18 protein-coding genes are annotated in these 16,512 nt (G+C 69.2%); 4 read left to right on the plus strand and 14 right to left on the minus strand.

Going from position 1 to position 16,512, the window contains the following annotated elements; genetic code table 11:
• Positions 1 to 3: 3 nt before the first annotated feature.
• The gene (locus BG418_RS38620; RefSeq protein ID WP_188278758.1) at positions 4 to 765 is read right to left on the minus strand and encodes a TIGR04222 domain-containing membrane protein; all 762 of its coding nucleotides are present in this window, start codon (positions 763 to 765) and stop codon (positions 4 to 6) included.
• Positions 766 to 889: 124 nt separating this feature from the next.
• On the minus strand, positions 890 to 1,573 hold the full coding sequence (locus tag BG418_RS38625; protein WP_188278906.1) for a hypothetical protein: 684 nt from the start codon (positions 1,571 to 1,573) through the stop codon (positions 890 to 892).
• A 702-nt stretch (positions 1,574 to 2,275) separates the two neighbouring features.
• Between BG418_RS38625 and gcl the strand changes: the two genes are divergently transcribed.
• Together gcl and BG418_RS38635 are read left to right on the plus strand one after the other, a co-directional pair.
• Positions 2,276 to 4,057, plus strand: a complete 1,782-nt coding sequence (gene gcl, locus BG418_RS38630; protein WP_188278759.1) for a glyoxylate carboligase — start codon at positions 2,276 to 2,278, stop codon at positions 4,055 to 4,057.
• 327 nt (positions 4,058 to 4,384) lie between these two features.
• Positions 4,385 to 4,606, plus strand: coding sequence for a hypothetical protein (locus tag BG418_RS38635; protein WP_188278760.1), 222 nt, complete (start codon positions 4,385 to 4,387; stop codon positions 4,604 to 4,606).
• Positions 4,607 to 4,646: 40 nt separating this feature from the next.
• Here the strand turns inward: BG418_RS38635 and BG418_RS38640 are convergent, their stop codons facing one another.
• The 10 genes from BG418_RS38640 to BG418_RS38685 form a co-directional block, all read right to left on the minus strand.
• Positions 4,647 to 5,984, minus strand: coding sequence for an MFS transporter (locus tag BG418_RS38640; protein ID WP_317453902.1), 1,338 nt, complete (start codon positions 5,982 to 5,984; stop codon positions 4,647 to 4,649).
• Positions 5,981 to 6,628, minus strand: coding sequence for a transcriptional regulator (locus tag BG418_RS38645; protein ID WP_188278761.1), 648 nt, complete (start codon positions 6,626 to 6,628; stop codon positions 5,981 to 5,983). Before BG418_RS38645 ends, BG418_RS38640 begins: the two co-directional genes overlap by 4 nt.
• An 804-nt stretch (positions 6,629 to 7,432) precedes the next feature.
• Positions 7,433 to 7,630: a hypothetical protein gene (locus BG418_RS38650; protein ID WP_188278762.1), complete on the minus strand. Its 198-nt coding sequence runs from the start codon at positions 7,628 to 7,630 to the stop codon at positions 7,433 to 7,435.
• Positions 7,631 to 7,720: 90 nt separating this feature from the next.
• Positions 7,721 to 8,575 carry a helix-turn-helix transcriptional regulator gene (locus BG418_RS38655; protein WP_188278763.1) on the minus strand — a complete coding sequence of 285 codons (855 nt, stop codon included), beginning with the start codon at positions 8,573 to 8,575 and terminating at the stop codon, positions 7,721 to 7,723.
• Complete coding sequence (locus BG418_RS38660) at positions 8,572 to 9,087, minus strand: DUF6879 family protein (RefSeq protein WP_188278909.1); 516 nt, start codon at positions 9,085 to 9,087, stop codon at positions 8,572 to 8,574. Before BG418_RS38660 ends, BG418_RS38655 begins: the two co-directional genes overlap by 4 nt.
• The gene (locus BG418_RS41055; RefSeq protein ID WP_188278908.1) at positions 9,074 to 9,292 is read right to left on the minus strand and encodes a hypothetical protein; all 219 of its coding nucleotides are present in this window, start codon (positions 9,290 to 9,292) and stop codon (positions 9,074 to 9,076) included. Before BG418_RS41055 ends, BG418_RS38660 begins: the two co-directional genes overlap by 14 nt.
• Before the next feature lie 132 nt (positions 9,293 to 9,424).
• Complete coding sequence (locus BG418_RS38670) at positions 9,425 to 9,847, minus strand: hypothetical protein (RefSeq protein WP_188278764.1); 423 nt, start codon at positions 9,845 to 9,847, stop codon at positions 9,425 to 9,427.
• A gap of 476 nt (positions 9,848 to 10,323) precedes the next feature.
• Entirely contained in the window at positions 10,324 to 10,620 is a 297-nt protein-coding gene (locus tag BG418_RS38675) for an HAD hydrolase-like protein (protein WP_188278765.1), read from the minus strand.
• A 9-nt stretch (positions 10,621 to 10,629) separates the two neighbouring features.
• Positions 10,630 to 11,424, minus strand: a complete 795-nt coding sequence (locus BG418_RS41310; protein ID WP_399001975.1) for a DUF6415 family natural product biosynthesis protein — start codon at positions 11,422 to 11,424, stop codon at positions 10,630 to 10,632.
• Positions 11,425 to 11,497: 73 nt separating this feature from the next.
• On the minus strand, positions 11,498 to 11,755 hold the full coding sequence (locus BG418_RS38685) for a hypothetical protein (protein WP_188278767.1): 258 nt from the start codon (positions 11,753 to 11,755) through the stop codon (positions 11,498 to 11,500).
• A gap of 172 nt (positions 11,756 to 11,927) precedes the next feature.
• Between BG418_RS38685 and BG418_RS38690 the strand changes: the two genes are divergently transcribed.
• Both BG418_RS38690 and BG418_RS38695 read left to right on the plus strand, forming a co-directional pair.
• Positions 11,928 to 12,683, plus strand: coding sequence for a DUF6879 family protein (locus BG418_RS38690; protein WP_188278768.1), 756 nt, complete (start codon positions 11,928 to 11,930; stop codon positions 12,681 to 12,683).
• A gap of 14 nt (positions 12,684 to 12,697) precedes the next feature.
• The gene (locus BG418_RS38695) at positions 12,698 to 13,555 is read left to right on the plus strand and encodes a Scr1 family TA system antitoxin-like transcriptional regulator (RefSeq protein WP_188278769.1); all 858 of its coding nucleotides are present in this window, start codon (positions 12,698 to 12,700) and stop codon (positions 13,553 to 13,555) included.
• Between the two features lie 404 nt (positions 13,556 to 13,959).
• Here BG418_RS38695 and BG418_RS38700 read toward each other — a convergent pair whose 3' ends face one another.
• Positions 13,960 to 15,417 (minus strand): catalase, encoded by a 1,458-nt coding sequence (locus BG418_RS38700; RefSeq protein WP_188278770.1) that lies wholly within the window; start codon positions 15,415 to 15,417, stop codon positions 13,960 to 13,962.
• A gap of 189 nt (positions 15,418 to 15,606) precedes the next feature.
• Entirely contained in the window at positions 15,607 to 16,497 is an 891-nt protein-coding gene (locus tag BG418_RS38705; protein ID WP_188278771.1) for a 2-hydroxy-3-oxopropionate reductase, read from the minus strand.
• Between the last annotated feature and the right edge of the window lie 15 nt (positions 16,498 to 16,512).

The raw sequence follows: 16,512 nt of genomic DNA on the forward strand, positions 1-16,512 counted from the left end.
CGCTTAGGGGTGGGGGCTCGGCGGGACCACCTGGCAGATCGGGGTGCGGCTCAGGTCCGTGCTGCCCCGGTCGCCGAGGAGTCCCGCCTCCCGTGCGAACCGGGGCAGCAGTTGGCTCAGGGCGCGATCGCCGTGCAGGGCCACGAGCATCAGGATCTCCCCGTCGGGGAGGCGGGGCCGGGTCATGGGCAGCGGGTGTGCGGCACGCAGCGAGGCGAGGAGGGCGTGCGCGGCCGGGGTGCGGCGGGGCAGGCAGAGCAGCGCGGTGGCTCCGGTCAACAGCAGTGCGGTGACGGCGAGTTGGGTGATGTGTGGCCGAGGTCCGAACACCACGGCCACCATCAGATTCAACGGGATCGCCGCCAGCAGGATCTGCGCGGCGGTCCATCGCGTGTGGCGGCGCAGCAGGCCGTCGGCGGTGAGGCCGTCGAGCAGGTTGTCGAGCGTCTGCCGCACCCTGGGTCGCGTGATGATCGCCCGCGCGTCCATCGGCGTCCGCAGCGACGTGGCGACGGCGTGCTGAAGCGGATCGGGCAGCCGTACGGGGAGCTCTGCGACGCGTACGGATACGGTGCCGGGGCGGTCGACGCCGATCGTGTTGCTCAGGTGGAGCCCGGTGAGCGCGACGGTCACGGCCGCCCGGGGCCCACCCCGTACGCACGCGGCGGCCACCGCGTCGAGCGAGGCCCGCCGGGCCGGGGCGGGGCGCAGCAGTGCCGCCGCCGTGATCAGCTGGATGCCCGCCGCCCCGATGAACCACCACATGGCCGTCCGCCTCCCCCGAGGGTGCCTGTGGGGGAATGTCCCCGGGGTGGGGAGGTCCGAAGCGGCGAGGGCAGTTCTCAGAGCTTGATTTGAGGTTAGGGGGTCCTCGGATTTCTACGGCTTTCTACGGCCCGGTGACGATGAGCTCGTCCGCCGCGTCGTTCACGGGCTGCGGGGTGCCGGTGAGGTCCATGACGAAGAGCGGGATGCGCAGCTCGTCACCACGAGTGCGGGCGTCCTTGGTGTACCCGGCGAGCGAGAAGTACACGCTGGTGGACGAGTTGCTGAGCCCGTTCAGCCACAGGCACTCCACGGCCCGCAGGGAGGCCGGGCGGGTCGTCGGGTCGACCTGGGCGACCAGTCCGGGACCGCGCAGATCGATCCCGGAGGCGGGTCGGGCCTCGGACTGCAGCACATCGCGGAACCCGAGCCACTTCAGATAGAGCGCCGCCGCCGTCACCGCGTCGCGGGCGGTACGGATGGTCACCGGACGGAACGCCGTACGCGGTGCCGGGGCGGTCGGCGGGACCGGGATGTGGACCGGCAGCGGGACGGGCGGCGCGGTGACCGGGCGTACGGGGATCCGCAGCACCGTGCCGCACGAGCACCCGAGCTCGGGCTGCGGCCACTGGTCCTCCCGCCCGCACCTGCCGCAGCGCACGACGACCCAGTCCTCGTTCCAGGTGCGATGAGTGATCGGCTCGGGCGAGCCGCCGCGTGCGAGCGGGGGCGCGAGGGGAGCGCCGCAGGGGCAGGGGTAGGAGGTCGGTGTGTACCGGTGCTCGCGTCGGCACGCGGGACACCGCACGGCGACACCGTCGCCACCGGCGCCGCGCCCACCACCGGGCCTGGGCGGCCTGTGCCCGCCACCGGGGCCGTGCGTGTCGCCGGGACCGCTCGTGTCGCCGGGACCGCTCGTGTTGCCCGGGCCGCCCGTGTTGCCAGGGCCACCGGTGCCGCCCGCGCTGCCGGTGCCGCCCGTGCTGCGAGGGGTGCCGCCACCGAGGTGTCTGCTGCCGGGACTGTCGATTCCGCCTCCTGGCGCACCGGTGCCACCGCTCATGCCGTCACGAGTCATGCCGCTGCCGGTCGAGCCGCCGCCTTCGGTCCGGCCGAGGCCGCTGGCCCAGCCGTCCCGGAACCATCCGTTGGCACGGATGTCGCCGGGGTCGTCACCCCAGCCGAGGTCGGGCCCGCCGATGTCTCCGGTGCCTGTGTCCGGGCCGAAGCCGGGCCCGTCACCGACGCCCCCGGCACCTGCGGCCTCGCCGAAGCCGCGCCCGTCGTCCACCCCGTCGCCCATGCCCTTCACCCCGCGCTCGCCGCCCGATCCGCCCATCGTCCTCCACCGAGGCCCGTGGGGGAGGCGACTTCTGGGATCCCTTGACGCGCCTGCGTACGCCCCTTATGTTTCTTCCATATCGCAGAACTAAACTTCCGCATTACGGAATTAAGGCTCTCAGGTGGCGCGACAGAGCCCGACTCCGCCAGGCCGAAGCAGGAGCACTCCATGCCTCGTATGACCGCTGCCCGAGCGGCAGTTGAGATCCTCAAGCGCGAAGGCGTCACCAACGCGTTCGGCGTGCCGGGCGCGGCGATCAACCCCTTCTACGCGGCACTCAAGGCCGGCGGCGGCATCCAGCACACGCTGGCCCGCCACGTCGAGGGCGCGAGCCACATGGCCGAGGGGTACACCCGGGCCGACGCCGGCAACATCGGTGTCTGCATCGGTACGTCCGGCCCCGCCGGCACCGACATGATCACCGGCCTGTACTCGGCGATCGCCGACTCGATCCCGATCCTCTGCATCACGGGCCAGGCGCCGGTCGCCAAGCTCCACAAGGAGGACTTCCAGGCGGTCGACATCGCGAGCATCGCCAAGCCGGTGACCAAGGCCGCGACCACCGTCCTGGAGGCCGCGCAGGTCCCGGGCGTGTTCCAGCAGGCGTTCCACCTGATGCGTTCCGGTCGCCCCGGCCCGGTCCTCATCGACCTGCCGATCGACGTCCAGCTCACCGAGATCGACTTCGACCCGGACACGTACGAGCCGCTGCCGGTCTACAAGCCGTCCGCGACCCGCGCGCAGATCGAGAAGGCGCTCCAGTTCTTCCTCGACGCCGAGCGCCCGCTGATCGTCGCGGGCGGCGGCATCATCAACGCCGACGCCAGCGACCTCCTCGTCGAGTTCGCCGAGCTGACCGGCACGCCGGTCATCCCCACCCTGATGGGCTGGGGCATCCTCGCCGACGACCACGAACTGAACGCCGGCATGGTCGGCCTGCAGACCTCGCACCGCTACGGCAACGCGAACTTCCTGGAGTCCGACTTCGTCCTCGGCATCGGCAACCGCTGGGCCAACCGCCACACCGGTGAGCTGGACGTCTACACCAAGGGCCGCAAGTTCGTCCACGTCGACATCGAGCCGACCCAGATCGGCAAGATCTTCGCGCCGGACTACGGAATCGCCTCGGACGCCAAGGCCGCGCTGACCCTCTTCGTCGAGGTGGCCAAGGAGCTGAAGGCCGCGGGCAGGCTCCCCGACCGCAGCGCCTGGGCGGCCTCCACGCAGGAGCGCAAGGCGCAGCTCCAGCGCCGTACGCACTTCGACAACGTCCCGCTGAAGCCCCAGCGTGTGTACGAGGAGATGAACCGCGCCTTCGGCCCGGAGACCCGGTACGTCACCACCATCGGCCTCTCCCAGATCGCCGGCGCGCAGATGCTGCACGTCTACAAGCCGCGCCACTGGATCAACTGCGGCCAGGCCGGCCCGCTCGGCTGGACCATCCCGGCCGCGCTCGGCGTCGCCACGGCCGACCCGGAGACCCCGGTCGTCGCCCTCTCCGGCGACTACGACTTCCAGTTCATGCTGGAGGAGCTGGCCGTCGGCGCGCAGCACAACATCCCGTACGTCCACGTTCTCGTGAACAACTCCTACCTGGGCCTGATCCGCCAGGCCCAGCGCGGCCTGGACATCAACTTCCAGGTCAACCTGGAGTTCGAGAACATCAACTCCCCGGAGCTGGGCGTCTACGGCGTCGACCACGTCAAGGTCGTCGAGGGCCTGGGCTGCAAGGCGATCCGCGTGACCGAGCCGGACCAGCTGCTCCCGGCCTTCGAGGAGGCCAAGAAGCTGGCCGCCGAGTACCGCGTCCCGGTCGTCGTCGAGGCGATCCTGGAACGGATCACCAACATCTCGATGGGCGTCAAGATCGACGCGATCAACGAGTTCGAGGAGCTCGCGACCGAGCCGGGCCACGCCCCGACGGCGATCCGCCCGCTGCAGAAGTCGTAACAGTTCGCACGTAACGGACGTACGTCACGTACATCACGTACGTACGACTCCGTTACGTGAGCGAGCCCGCCCGCATACGTGAGCGAGCCCGCCCGCAAGACCGACGGCTCCGGTGTTTCCCGTGGGGGGTGGCATCGGAGCCGTCGCCGTTCACTCGTTAGCGTTCACCCCACAGGAGACGCCGCGCACGATGCACCATCTGCCTATTCGCACCTGTTCCGGACACGCTTTGAGCCCGGCATTGCTGGGCCCACAGGCCAATCGTGTCGAATCCGAGACGAGTGAAGGCCAGTGGGACGGGCCGCGACGGCGCATACTGGTACGACCATGACGCAGCCGTCCGCGCCGAGGCGCCACCTGCCCACCAGTCCCTTCAAAGCTCCGGTCGACCCGCAGGCCAAGACCTTCGAACTGGGCGACCGGGTCTCCCACGACCAGTTCGGCCTGGGCAGGATCGTGGGCGTCGAGGACGGAGTCGCCATGCTCGTCGACTTCGGCTCCCGACGCGCCCGCATCCTGAGCCCCTACACCCGCATGCACCGCCTCTGAAAAGAGCCGGGAAAAACCCCGATCAGGGCCTTCGTCCGCGTCAGTGGGCGGGGCCCTGACGCGTTTCCGTCGCGGTCGTGCCCTTCGCGCGCGCCCGGTCCATGTCCCGCCACTCGGGCCGCAGCGCGGTCAGGGTCGTGGTGAGGAAGTACGCCGCCCCGCCCGCCAGCAGGACCGCCGTGAGCCCGAACGAGGCCACGCTCGCCCCGGCGATCAGCCCGCCCAGGGGGATACCGGCCCAGGCCAGCGAGTCGCCCAGGGCGTTGACCCGGCCCAGCAGCGGCCGCGGCACCCGCTCGAAGGTGATGGCCCCCAGGATCGGATTGAGGAAGCCCGCGCCGAACCCGCTGGCGGCGAACACCACCAGTACCGCCCACATCGGCGCGTCGGCGGCGAGCACGAGGAACCTCGGCGCTCCGGCGAGCAGAAAGCCGCCGAAGAACACCAGTCGGCGCCGCATCCGGTGTGCCACGGCTGCGGCGATCAGGCTGCCGCCCACCGCCGCGAACCCCATCACGCTGCCGGCCAGGCCCATCGCGGAGGGGCCGTGGCCGGACTCGCGCGCCCAGACCGGCATGAGCAGCGAGGAGAACGCCGCGTCCAGGAGGTTGAGGATGCCGACCGTGACGATGATGGTGAGCAGCAGCGGCTCCTGCCGCAGGAACCGGAAGCCGTCACCGAAGCGGTGCCAATAGCCGGGCTCGTGCTCGGGCTCTTGCCTGTGCTCGTGCTCGGGAGGACCTTCCGCCGCAGGTGAGGCGTACGCACTCCTCCGAGGCAGGGCAAGAGCGATGATCACCGAACCCGACGCGAAGCACACCGCGTCGGCGGTGAGGGCGGTCAGCGGCCCGAGGAACGCCACGGCCGCACCTCCGATCGCCAGGCCGACTGTGGAGGCGAGCCGTTCGGTCACACCGGCCAGTCCGGCGGCCCGCTCCAGTGGCATCCGAGCGCGTTCGGCCGCCTCCGGAACCATGACCTCCTTGGCCAGGTCGCCGGGACCACGGGCCGCGCCGATCACCGCGACGAGCACCAGCAGTGGCCAGAACGACAGCATGTGGAGGACATGGAGCAGCGGGATCGCACCGGCGGCGCTCGCGCTGATCACATCGGTCACCCATGACACGGAACGCGGCCCGGCCCGGTCCACCAGCGGTCCTGTGAACGCCTTGACCACGACGTACGGGACCATCTCGCAGAACGCCACCAGTCCTGTCCGGGTGGCGCTGCCGGTGGTGGCGAGCACGAACCAGGGCAGGGCGATGGCGGAGATCCGGGTACCGGTCAACGAGACGGCCATCGCGGCCAGTACGCCACCGAGCGGCCGTAAGGACCGCGCGCCGGATATCCGTTCCGCTTCCACCGCTTCCGCCGTCACGACGACTCCGGCCCCGACTCCTCGGTCTCACCGAGGTCGGGCAGGATGTGCACGATGACGGAGACCCGCTCGGCGCCCTCGGGGGCACCGGCCGCGCCCTCCGGAACGGCCCGCCGGTAGCGGTTGATGACGGCCCTCAACTCCTCGTCGAGGGAGGTGGCTTCCTCCGCCGTGAGTTGCAGCGTCCAGTCGCTCATGTCGAAGGTGTCCCGCCAGGAACGGGGCATCGTGGCGAGCTCGTTGATCGCGCGCTGGGCGCGCTGGGCGTACGTGGTGGCCACGGACTGCATATACGTCAGCGCGGCCTCGGGCTCCTGCTCGGCCAGGTCCCCTTCCTCGAACCACGTCGCCTGATGCACCGAACGCCACCAGCGCTCCCGTGCGTTCCCGCGCTCGGCGTCCTCCTCGACGAACCCCGCCGCGCCGAGCTGGCGCAGGTGATAGCTGGCCGTACCGGAATTGACCCCGAGCCGCTCGGCGAGCCGCGTGGCCGTCGAGGGCCCGTGCCGCCGCAACAGCCCGACCAGCTGCACACGTACGGGATGCGCCATGGCACGCAGCCCTTTCGCGTCCAGGACGACGGCCCTGGGCCCAACATCCGGCGCCTGCTTGCCACTCGAACCACTCTCGCGTGAATCGGTCATGCCACGCACGATAGACCGCAAAGAGTTCTTCGCAAAGAGTTCTTCGAGAAGAACTCTTTGCGGTTCCGGCCAATGAACGTGCTCTCGTTGTTCATCAGTTAGGGCGTGCACAAGCAGGGCTTGCCCGTACCGCTGCACGTGTGCGTCCGTGCGGGCCAAGTCCCGAGCCTCTTGGGGCGGCGTCCAGCAGCCGAGAGGACCCGGGCGCTCGGAGATTGTCTTCTGGGGGGAGAGACGCCCGTCGCGAGCAGCGCGGACGATCTCACACTTCAGGCGCCCGTACCGCCGCAGGGCTGGTCAGTCGATGAGGTCAAGGCGTACTTCCCTGCTCCAGACGGGGATTTTGTTCTCAGTGATCGGACCTTGTACTACCGCGACCCCCGCGGTCAGGTTCACCTGCTGCCTCTTTCGTCAATCTCCTCATGGCGCCAGAGGCGATCCAACCGGTACCCCCAGCTCCCCCGAAGTCTTCAGCGCCGGGTCCTGGAGGTCGAGGTCGGCATGGTCGGACGGCCAGCGATACCTGCTTGAGTCGGGCAAGATCTTTGCTCGGCAGATCCGCAAGACGGGGAAGATCAGCTGTCGGTGGTGGTGACGCCTGGAGCATGCGTGGCGTATTCCCTCCTTGACCACGCCAGCGCGGACCGCTTCCCGGTGTGCGTACGGGTTAGCCGTGTTGGTGACGGTGGGTTGGATGCAGCCCCAGCCGCTTTCCTGCATGCTGAGCGCCGCCAGGTCTGCCCGCATCGTCTCTGCCGTGGCACGGGCCTCCGTCCGGCTGCCCTGAGGAGGCCGGCATGTCCATCACTGATGGATTCCGGAGGCGTGGTCACGGATCTCTGTGGCGTGCCGGGCGGCCTGCGCGATGTTTTCGGCGTTCCTGGCGGCTGTGAGCTGTCTCCAGTTGGCGGCGCAGACCCCGCAGCGCGGCGCGGGTGCGCAGTCCAGCACCCATGCGGTGAGTCCCGCCGGCAGGTCGGCAGTGTGTTCCTCGGCCGCCATGGATGCTCCCCGACTTGATCGCTGGACATCACCCAGGCTGAAACCGAGCAGGGGGTGGGGTCTACGAACGTGTGTGGACTTGCGCGCCGGTTACGCGAGGGCGTCGACCGCCGCAGTGATCAACGCCTTGGCCTGTGTGCCATACACGGCGATCGCGGACAGTGCGGCGAACTCTTTCGCGTACTGCGTGATCTCGCCGGGCTGTGTCACTGTCAGATGCGCGGAGACGAGCTCCACGTTCACCTGGGCGTCGTCGTACAGGGTGAAGGACTCGACCGGCCAACCCGCGCCGCGCGGAGTGCCCAGCGGGATGATGCCAAGGCTGACCGAGGGCAACGACGCGACGGAGAGCAGGTGGCCGAGAGCGTCGGTCATGGTGTCACTGTCCCCGATGACCGTGCGCAGCACCCATTCCTCTTCCTCGACGAGCATGGCGAATCGGTGATCACCGGAGTGCAAGACGCGCTGCCGGTCCATACGGACGGCCACGGCGTCGTCGACGTCCCCGGGCACGTTTCGTACGTGGGCCACGGTGCCCAGCACGGCGCGCGTGTAGGCCGCTGACTGGAGCAGGCCCGGAATCACCCAGGATTGGTAGACGCGGAAGCGGCGGGTGCGTTCGAACGGCGGCGCGACGGACTGCTGGACGTGCGTGAGGCCTGCACGTTCCATCCGGCGCCACTCGACATACATGCCCTCGACAGCTCGGGTCGTGGCGATGAGATCGGCGGTCTGGTCCTGGGCGTCGCAGTGCAGTGTGTAGGCGCGGATGTCTCCGTCCGACGGAACGGTCCGTCCGTGCTCGATGCGGCTGCACTTGGACTCGTGCCACCCTGACCGCTCGGCCAGCGCCCGCGCGGTCAGCCCCGCCTCCTTCCGGATCTCGCGCAGCCGCCCGCCGAGGGCCCTGCGGGCTTCGGCGACGCTGGAAGACGAACTGCTCAATGAGGTGCGTACTCCGAGTGGTCGACGGCAAGGGTCCACACTGCGTCGAAAGCGTCGGCGCAGAGCTTGACGACCCTCGGGTCATCCGTGAACTCCTCGTCGTCCGGAGCGAGTTCCCCATCACCGGCGAAGTGGTGGAAGAGAACGGACGCCCCGTCGAAGAGCCAGAAGTCGTTGCCGGGCAGCGCCAGCCCGGAGGTCCGGCGACGCGGCAGCCACCGGACCTGTTCGCCTGCCTTCACGTTGGGCCCGGTCAGGTGATGCTCGAACTTGATGTAGTCGGCTACCGGCTCCGACACGATACGGGCCCGCCGCACCGCGACCCCCTGGGCGACGAGATCGCCGACCAGACGCAGCCAGGGACGCCGGTCCGGGTCGCTGTCGGCCGGGTCGTCCCGGGCCCCGTTCTGCCAGGCGACGAACCGGGGGTCGGAGCGCATGTACCCGTCGCGCATCTCCAGGTGGACGGCCGAACGGGTGCAGCCCCGCAGCCGGTCCTCAAGAGTCGGCAACGCCACCGCCGTTCACCTCCGGGAAGAACCGCACCATGCGCTTCGGGATCTCCACCACATCCTCGTGCCCGGGGAGACCGAGCTGCGAGCGCCGGGCCTCGTCCGCGACCTTCCAGCCCTGCACCAGGTACGTGTCCTTCTCGTCGTCCAGGTACAGGGTCGGCGACTTGCCGTCAGGGCTCTCCGGGTCCTGGCCGAGCTTGATGAGCGCCGTCGTGCCTCCTCATGTCGTTCTCGGGCGGACCTGCCATGCCCGATCGTGCGCCCCAGCAGCTCGTGGATACCAGGAACTTGCGCGAACTTGTGCGGTGGCTGCAGAGGTCGGCGGGGTGCCCCGTCACTTCACCTCGGCCGTGACCTTCCAGAGCAAGACGGCCCCGGGGCAGATGCGGCCGGGGTCCGGGCGGCAGTGGCGTGTTGCGGTGATCGTGGCGACGCCGAGTTTCTCCGCGTGGAGGACGCCGCTGGCACTGCCCGTCGGTGTCGTGCCGCCCGTGGTGCGTCGGAGCACGTCGGGGGTGCTGGACTGCGGAATGCTCCAGGTGTAGTTGAGCCCTTGGCTGCGGTAGCCGGTGAGCATGACGCTGACGTCGTCCCCGGCCGCCAGGGCCACGGTCCGGCCGTCGTCCACGTTCGTCAGCGTCACGCGCTGGGCTGCTGGAGCATGGTGGGACTGAGCGGCCGCCGGCACGGCAGCGGTGACCACGGCCAGCGCCAGCCCGGCAGCCAGCGGAACGGCACGGTACTTCGATGTCTTCATGATTCCCCAACGTCGGTCGGGCCAGTAGGAACGGGCTCTGCGCCCAGTGACCAGCTTGGCCCGCACTCAAGCTCAAATGGCAACTTTTGCGGTCAAACGCCCGGAAATGGTGATGGCGGGCATCGTGCCTTGCCGACGCTCGCGCTCGGACGGCAACCGTTCGAGAAGAGGATCAAGGCTTCACCCCGGGTACCCCGGTGCGCCATTCGATCCAAAGGGAGCCTTGCAGTGCACCCGCCTGAAGGCAAGGCGGGCCCGCTCCATGGGCAGTGAATCAGCCCATCTCGGTGGCTCGACCGACAGCAGTCACCCAGACGGGAGCACTGGCTTGATCCGCTCCGACACGGGGTCGGAGCACCGGACGGCCGTCTCACCAGGCGCCGGGCTGCCGCACTCCCCACGCGCCCAGAGTGGCCAGCTTTCGGCGCCCCAGCTCGATAGTGGAGTCGCTTGGCAACGGGGCTCCAAGCTCGACGCTAGCCGCCGACGATCCGTACAACGTCGTGGAGGGAGTCGACGCGCCAGTCAGCAGTGGCCGCCTCGGGGGTGTCCGCCCACAGATATCCCCATGGGCCGCGTCGTAGGTGTGCGGTGAGCAGGCCCGCGGTGTGCGCGGGCGCAAGGTCGTTCGCCGGGTGGTCGCCGACGTAGAGCGTTTCGTCGGGTCCCGTCCCGGCCGCTTCGAGGACGCGGGCGAAGAACTCCGTCGCCGCCCAGTAACGATCGTCGCGTACAAGGGTTTCACCGATGTCGAAGGCGACTGTGCGGATCACGGGCGGATCTTATGGCGGTGGCGCTGGGCCGTCCAGATCAAGGCCCCACGCCCGACGATCGAGACGAGCGCGCAGGGTCTTCACCTGAGCGAGGCAGCAGCGGGCCAGGCGCCGTGCGTGCTCCCACTGCTGTGGGAGGTTGGACGACTCGCTGTCGAGGGCGAGTTGTCGGTGTGCTTCCGTGATGCCGAGCAGGAGCCGGCTGCGCGCCGGGTCGGCGAAGTGGAGCCCGGTAGCAGCGTCCTGGACCGCTGGCAGCAGGGCTCCGAGGTGGCCGCGGTAGCGCATGGTTGCGGCGGTCGCGTCCTCCAGCGACAGCGCGTCCGCGTGGGCCGGGGCGTCGGCGAGCAGGGCCTCGCACTCTTCCGCGATCGCGTCGAGGCAGGGCCCGGCCGGGGCGCCGACGGTTGACTCGGCGGCGCGCCGGCGGCCGAGGCGGATGACCTCGTCGACACCGGCCGGGATGCAGTAGTCCTCTCGGCGCCGTGGCGGGATCGGCCAGTACGCCCCGGGCTTGGCGGTGCGGTGAAGTTCGGGGATGCCGAGCCACGTCGTCTCGGGGGTAAGGAGTGTGACGTCGGGCTGTCGTACTGGGCACAGCTGCCGACGGCCACGAGGGTGTAGTACCAGACGCTGGTGTCGTAGGCGTCGTGGATGACGGGCCCGTCCATGACGCGGCCGAGGTACGCGGCGACGGTGGCCGAGTCGCCGCTCTGGGCTGCGGCGTGAATGATCGCCGCGGAGATGCGGACGGTGTCGAACGCGCGGCCCGTCGGGAGCATCGCCAGGCCATCCCCTTGCCACTCCATCCAGACCTTCGAGGGTGAGGAGTGCGCGGAGGCGAGCCAGTCGGAAGCCGCGCGCTGCGTATCCACGCTCATGATCGGTCCGATCTGTCCGCCCGTGCGCGGACGTTGCTGTTGCGGCAGGGCGGGTCGCAGGCCCACAGCTCTTTGATCCGGAAGTGGTCGGGGTGGCCGGTCGGCTCGGTCACCGTGCCGACCAGCCGGTCCCGGTACAAGCGGTTGCCGCAGTAGGCGCAGGCCCACCCCTCCCGCTGGGGACCGGTGAAGTCACGCCAGTCAAGCGAGAGAGGGGTCGGGGAGCCCGCCCGTGCAGACTGCTTCGTGGTCATGAATCGGAAGGTAGGGAGGGTGAGTTGGCCGCTGCCACGCGAGTTGCTCGGAGTTTCTTGACCATCTGGCGGAGTTGCGCAAAGTTATTCACGAAGGCCAAACCAGCCCGGTCCACGGGGTGTTGGTCTGCGTGATGCTGACGGGATCAGTCCTCGACGAAAGGAACTGATCATGGCGCGACGGCTGCGCTTCAACGGCACCGGCAGTGGTGGCGGCTCCTGTCCAGCTGTGCACGAAGACCTGGACACCGGTGAGGTCATCGTGCACGGCCCCCGGCTCACCGACCCCGAGGACATCGCCCGGCTCCAGCACCTGGACGAGGACGAGATCCCGATCGTGGTGCCGCGCAACACGCTGATCGACTTCGGTCCCAAGGACCGGGACACCGAGCCGCGCATCCTCGACCCGGACACGTTCTCCCGCATGTTCGAGAACTTCCGGCACAGTGCCTGGCACCTGGAGATGCGCAAGGGCTACGCAGTGGACCAGGCCACGGACACCTACGCCCAATTCGTCCGGGGCGAGACACCGGCATGGGACATGGGCTCACCGTGGGCTCGTACGATCAGTGCCAAGACGCGGGATGGTGCGTACGTCGGGCGCGTCCGGGTCGTCGACAACCCGCCGACCGAGGGCCAGTTGTACCTGCTGGCGCACGCCGAGCACAACGCCGAGCTCGGTGAGGAAGTCCGGAACATGTGGCGCGACGACGCCAGGCGTGCGAACCTCCCGGACGAGGATTTCTGGATCTTCGACTCTCACATCGTCGCGCTGTGCCTGTTCGATGACGACGACAACCTCACGGGCGTCGAGCTGATCACCGAACCGGCGCGCGTCAACCAGTACAACCGGCTGCGTGACGTGGCGCAGCACTACGCCACCCCGAACAAGCAATTCGTGGCTGACCTGGCTGCGAAGGAGGAGTAAGCAGGTGAGTGCCGGTGAGCACGGACTATCAGAAGGCGCGTGAGGATCTCGGAATCCGGCTCCGGGAACTCCGGCTCACGGCGCCTGAAGGTCGGCTCACCGGTACGCAGCTCGCTGAACGGCTCGGGTCTGGATGGACCAAGGTCAAGATCAGTAAGCTGGAGAACGGCAAACAGACAGCGACAGCCGAAGACCTGCGGGCCTGGGCGGACGGAACCGGCCAACCCGGTGCCTGTGATGAACTGATCGCCCGGCTGCGGGGGTTCGAGTCGCACATCCGGTCGTGGCGTCGCCAACTGGCCGCAGGGCACCGGCCCGTGCAGGACGCCGTCACGGTGGAGCACGAGCGGACACGCGTCCTGACCATCTGGGAGAACGTCCTCATCCCCGGCATGGTGCAGATCCCCGAGTACGCCCGGCACACCTTCACCCGGCACGCCGACCTGATGCGGTCACCGCGAGACACCGAGGACGCCGTACGCGCCCGGATCCAGAGGCAGGAAGGGCTGTACCGACCAGGCCGGACGTACCGGATCATGATGTGGGAAGGCGCGTTGCTGTCCCTGGTCTGTCCGCCGTCCGTGCTCGCCGCTCAGCTGCACCACCTCGCCGGCGTCATCGGCCTGGACACCGTGGAACTCGGCATCATCCCCTTCACGGCGTCACTGAAGATCTGGCCGGGCAACAGCTTCTGGGTCTACGACGAGCGTCTCGTGGTCGTCGAGGACTGGCACGCCGAGCTGTGGATCGATGACGCCGACAGCGTCGCCACCTATCTGCGGGTATGGAAGACCCTGAGCGAGTCCGCGGTTTACGGGGCTGATGCGCACCGGGTGATCACTCGCGCGCGGAGCGCGCTGAATGCTTCCTGATAAAAACGATCAAGGCTCTACCTATAACTGCAGGTAGAGCCTTGATCATCGAGCGCTCGATTCAGGACCGTAAACCGAACCCAGCGCCCTGGCTGTGGAGTTGTGACCGCCCGACGGGGCGAGGCTGGCGCGACAGGACGTTCGCACCGCCGGGCGGAGTCTGGGGGTGCAGGCGTCCGGGATCGCGGCGGCCAGTGATTGGCTCGTCCTCCGCGCGCCCTTCCTTCAGGTCAAGAAGGGGCCGGGACGGACCTTGACCACCGCACTGGCATCACGAGTGCCGCCGCGATCCTCGGCCTGTCCGGGGCCGCCGGCCACCCCTCATCGGGCCGGCGGTCCGGACGGCGCCCGGAAATGTGACCTCCCGTCAGATTTCCGAGCGCGGTCTGGTGAAGCGAACCCGCTCAGTCCTCGCGCAGTGCGCGGACCGCTTCCTCCACGCGCTTGCCGTACTCGGCGTCCGCGGCGTGGAAGTGGGCCAGGTTCTTCTCGATGACGTCGTCGCGGGAGACCTGGGAGAGGCCGCCGGCGATGTTCGCGATCAGGCGGGACTTCTCGTCGTCCGACATCAGGCGGTACAGCTCGCCCGCCTGGAAGAAGTCGTCGTCCTTCACGTGGGCGGGGGCCGCGTGCGTGCCCGTCCAGCCCGCGATCGCCAGCGGGGCGGACAGTGCCGCGTCCGTCTGCGACGGGCCCGCGTACGAGTTCGGCTCGTAGTTCTTGTCGGTGCGGCGGCCGTTGCGCGTCGCCATGGCGCCGTCGCGGCCGTAGTTGTCCGCGACCGTCGCCTTGGGCGCGTTCACCGCGAGCTGGGTGTGGTTGACGCCCAGGCGGTAGCGGTGCGCGTCCGCGTACGCGAACAGGCGGCCCTGGAGCATCTTGTCCGGCGAGGGGCCGATGCCCGGCACGAAGTTGTTCGGCGAGAACGCCGCCTGCTCGACCTCGGCGAAGACGTTGTCGGGGTTGCGGTCCAGCACCAGGCGGCCCACCCGCTGCAGCGGGTAGTCGCTGTGCGGCCACACCTTGGTGAGGTCGAACGGGTTGAAGCGGTAGCCCGCCGCCTCGGCCGCCGGCATGACCTGGACGTACAGCGTCCAGGACGGGTTCACGCCGCGCTCGATCGCCTGGAGCAGGTCCGTCTGGTGCGAGTTCGCGTCCTGGCCCACCAGCTCCGCCGCCTGGTCGGACGACAGGCTGCGGATGCCCTGGTTGGTCTTGAAGTGGTACTTCACGAAGAAGGCCTCGCCCGCCTCGTTCGTCCACTGGTAGGTGTGCGAGCCGTAGCCGTTCATGTGGCGGTACGACGCCGGGATGCCGCGGTCGCCCATCAGCCAGGTGATCTGGTGCGTCGCCTCGGGGGCGTGCGCCCAGAAGTCCCAGACGTTGTCCGGCTCCTGCTTGCCCGTGAACGGGTCGCGCTTCTGGGAGTGGATGAAGTCGGGGAACTTGATCGGGTCCTTGATGAAGAACACCGGGGTGTTGTTGCCGACGAGGTCGTAGTTGCCGTCCTCGGTGTAGAACTTCAGCGCGAAGCCGCGCGGGTCGCGGACCGCGTCCGCGCCGCCGAGCGAGTCCGCCACCGTCGAGAAGCGGATGAACGTCTCGGTGCGCTTGCCCACCTGCGAGAGGAAGTCGGCCTTCGTGAAGCCGGTGACGTCGTCCGTCACCTCGAAGTAGCCGTACGCGCCGGAGCCGCGGGCGTGGACCACGCGCTCCGGGATCCGCTCACGGTTGAAGCGCGCGAGCTTCTCCAGCAGGTGCTGGTCCTGGAGGAGGATGGGGCCACCGACGCCGGCGGTGGCGGAGTTCTGGTTGTCGGCGACGGGGGCGCCGGACTCGGTCGTAAGCACGCGCTTCGACATCGTGACCTTCCGTACGGGAGCTGCACTGCTGAACGGTCTGCGGTGTCAGGAGCGTAGGTACGCCCCGAAGCGAACGTCAACAGTTTGTTGAAAATGAAGTGGGGTGTTCCGGGCGGCGGCGACGCCTGGGCGCGACAGGACAGGTGTCAGCGCCACCGCCGCCCGGAAGTCGGGGAGAGCCTTGAAGGCTCAGATCTGCGCGCCCGACAGGCGCTCGACCGCGCGCAGCAGCGCCGAGTGGTCCAGGCCGCCGTCGCCCTGGGCGCGCAGCGACGCGACCAGCTGGGCCACCACCGCGCCGACCGGGAGCGCCGCGCCGACGTTGCGGGCGGCGTCGGTGACGATGCCCATGTCCTTGTGGTGCAGGTCGATGCGGAAGCCCGGCGCGAAGTCGCGGTTGAGGAAGTTGTCCTTCTTGCGGGTCAGCACGGTCGAACCGGCCAGACCGCCGTTGAGGACGTCCAGGGCCGCGGTGAGGTCCACTCCGGACTTCTCCAGGAAGACCACGGCCTCGGCGCACGCCTGGATGTTGACCGCCACGATCAGCTGGTTGGCGGCCTTCACCGTCTGGCCGGAGCCGTGCGGGCCGCAGAGCACGATGGTCTTGCCCAGCGCGTCGAAGATGCCCTTGGCCTCGTCGAAGTCGGCCTTGTCGCCGCCGACCATGATGGAGAGCACGGCCTCGATCGCGCCGGCCTCGCCACCGGAGACCGGGGCGTCCAGGACGCGCACGCCCTTGTCGGCCGCCGCCTTCGCCAGGTCGACGGAGGTCTGCGGGGTGATCGACGACATGTCGATCAGAAGGGCGCCCGACTTGGCGTTCGCCAGGATGCCGGCCTCGCCGTACGCGATGGCCTCGACCTGCGGGGAGGCCGGGACCATCGTGATGATCACGTCCGCGTCCTTGACCGCGTCGGCGATCGAGGCGGCGGCGGAGCCACCGGCGGCGGCCAGGCGGTCCAGCTTGTCCTGCTCAAGGGTGAAGCCGGTGACGGGGTAACCGGCCTTGATCAGGTTCTCGGACATGGGCGAGCCCATGATGCCGAGGCCGATCCATGCGATCTTGGGAATTGTGCTCATTTGGGGGGCCTCTCT

Origin of the sequence: Streptomyces sp. CBMA152 (genome assembly GCF_014596475.1) — a bacterium.
Taxonomy (GTDB): Bacteria; Actinomycetota; Actinomycetes; order Streptomycetales; family Streptomycetaceae; genus Streptomyces.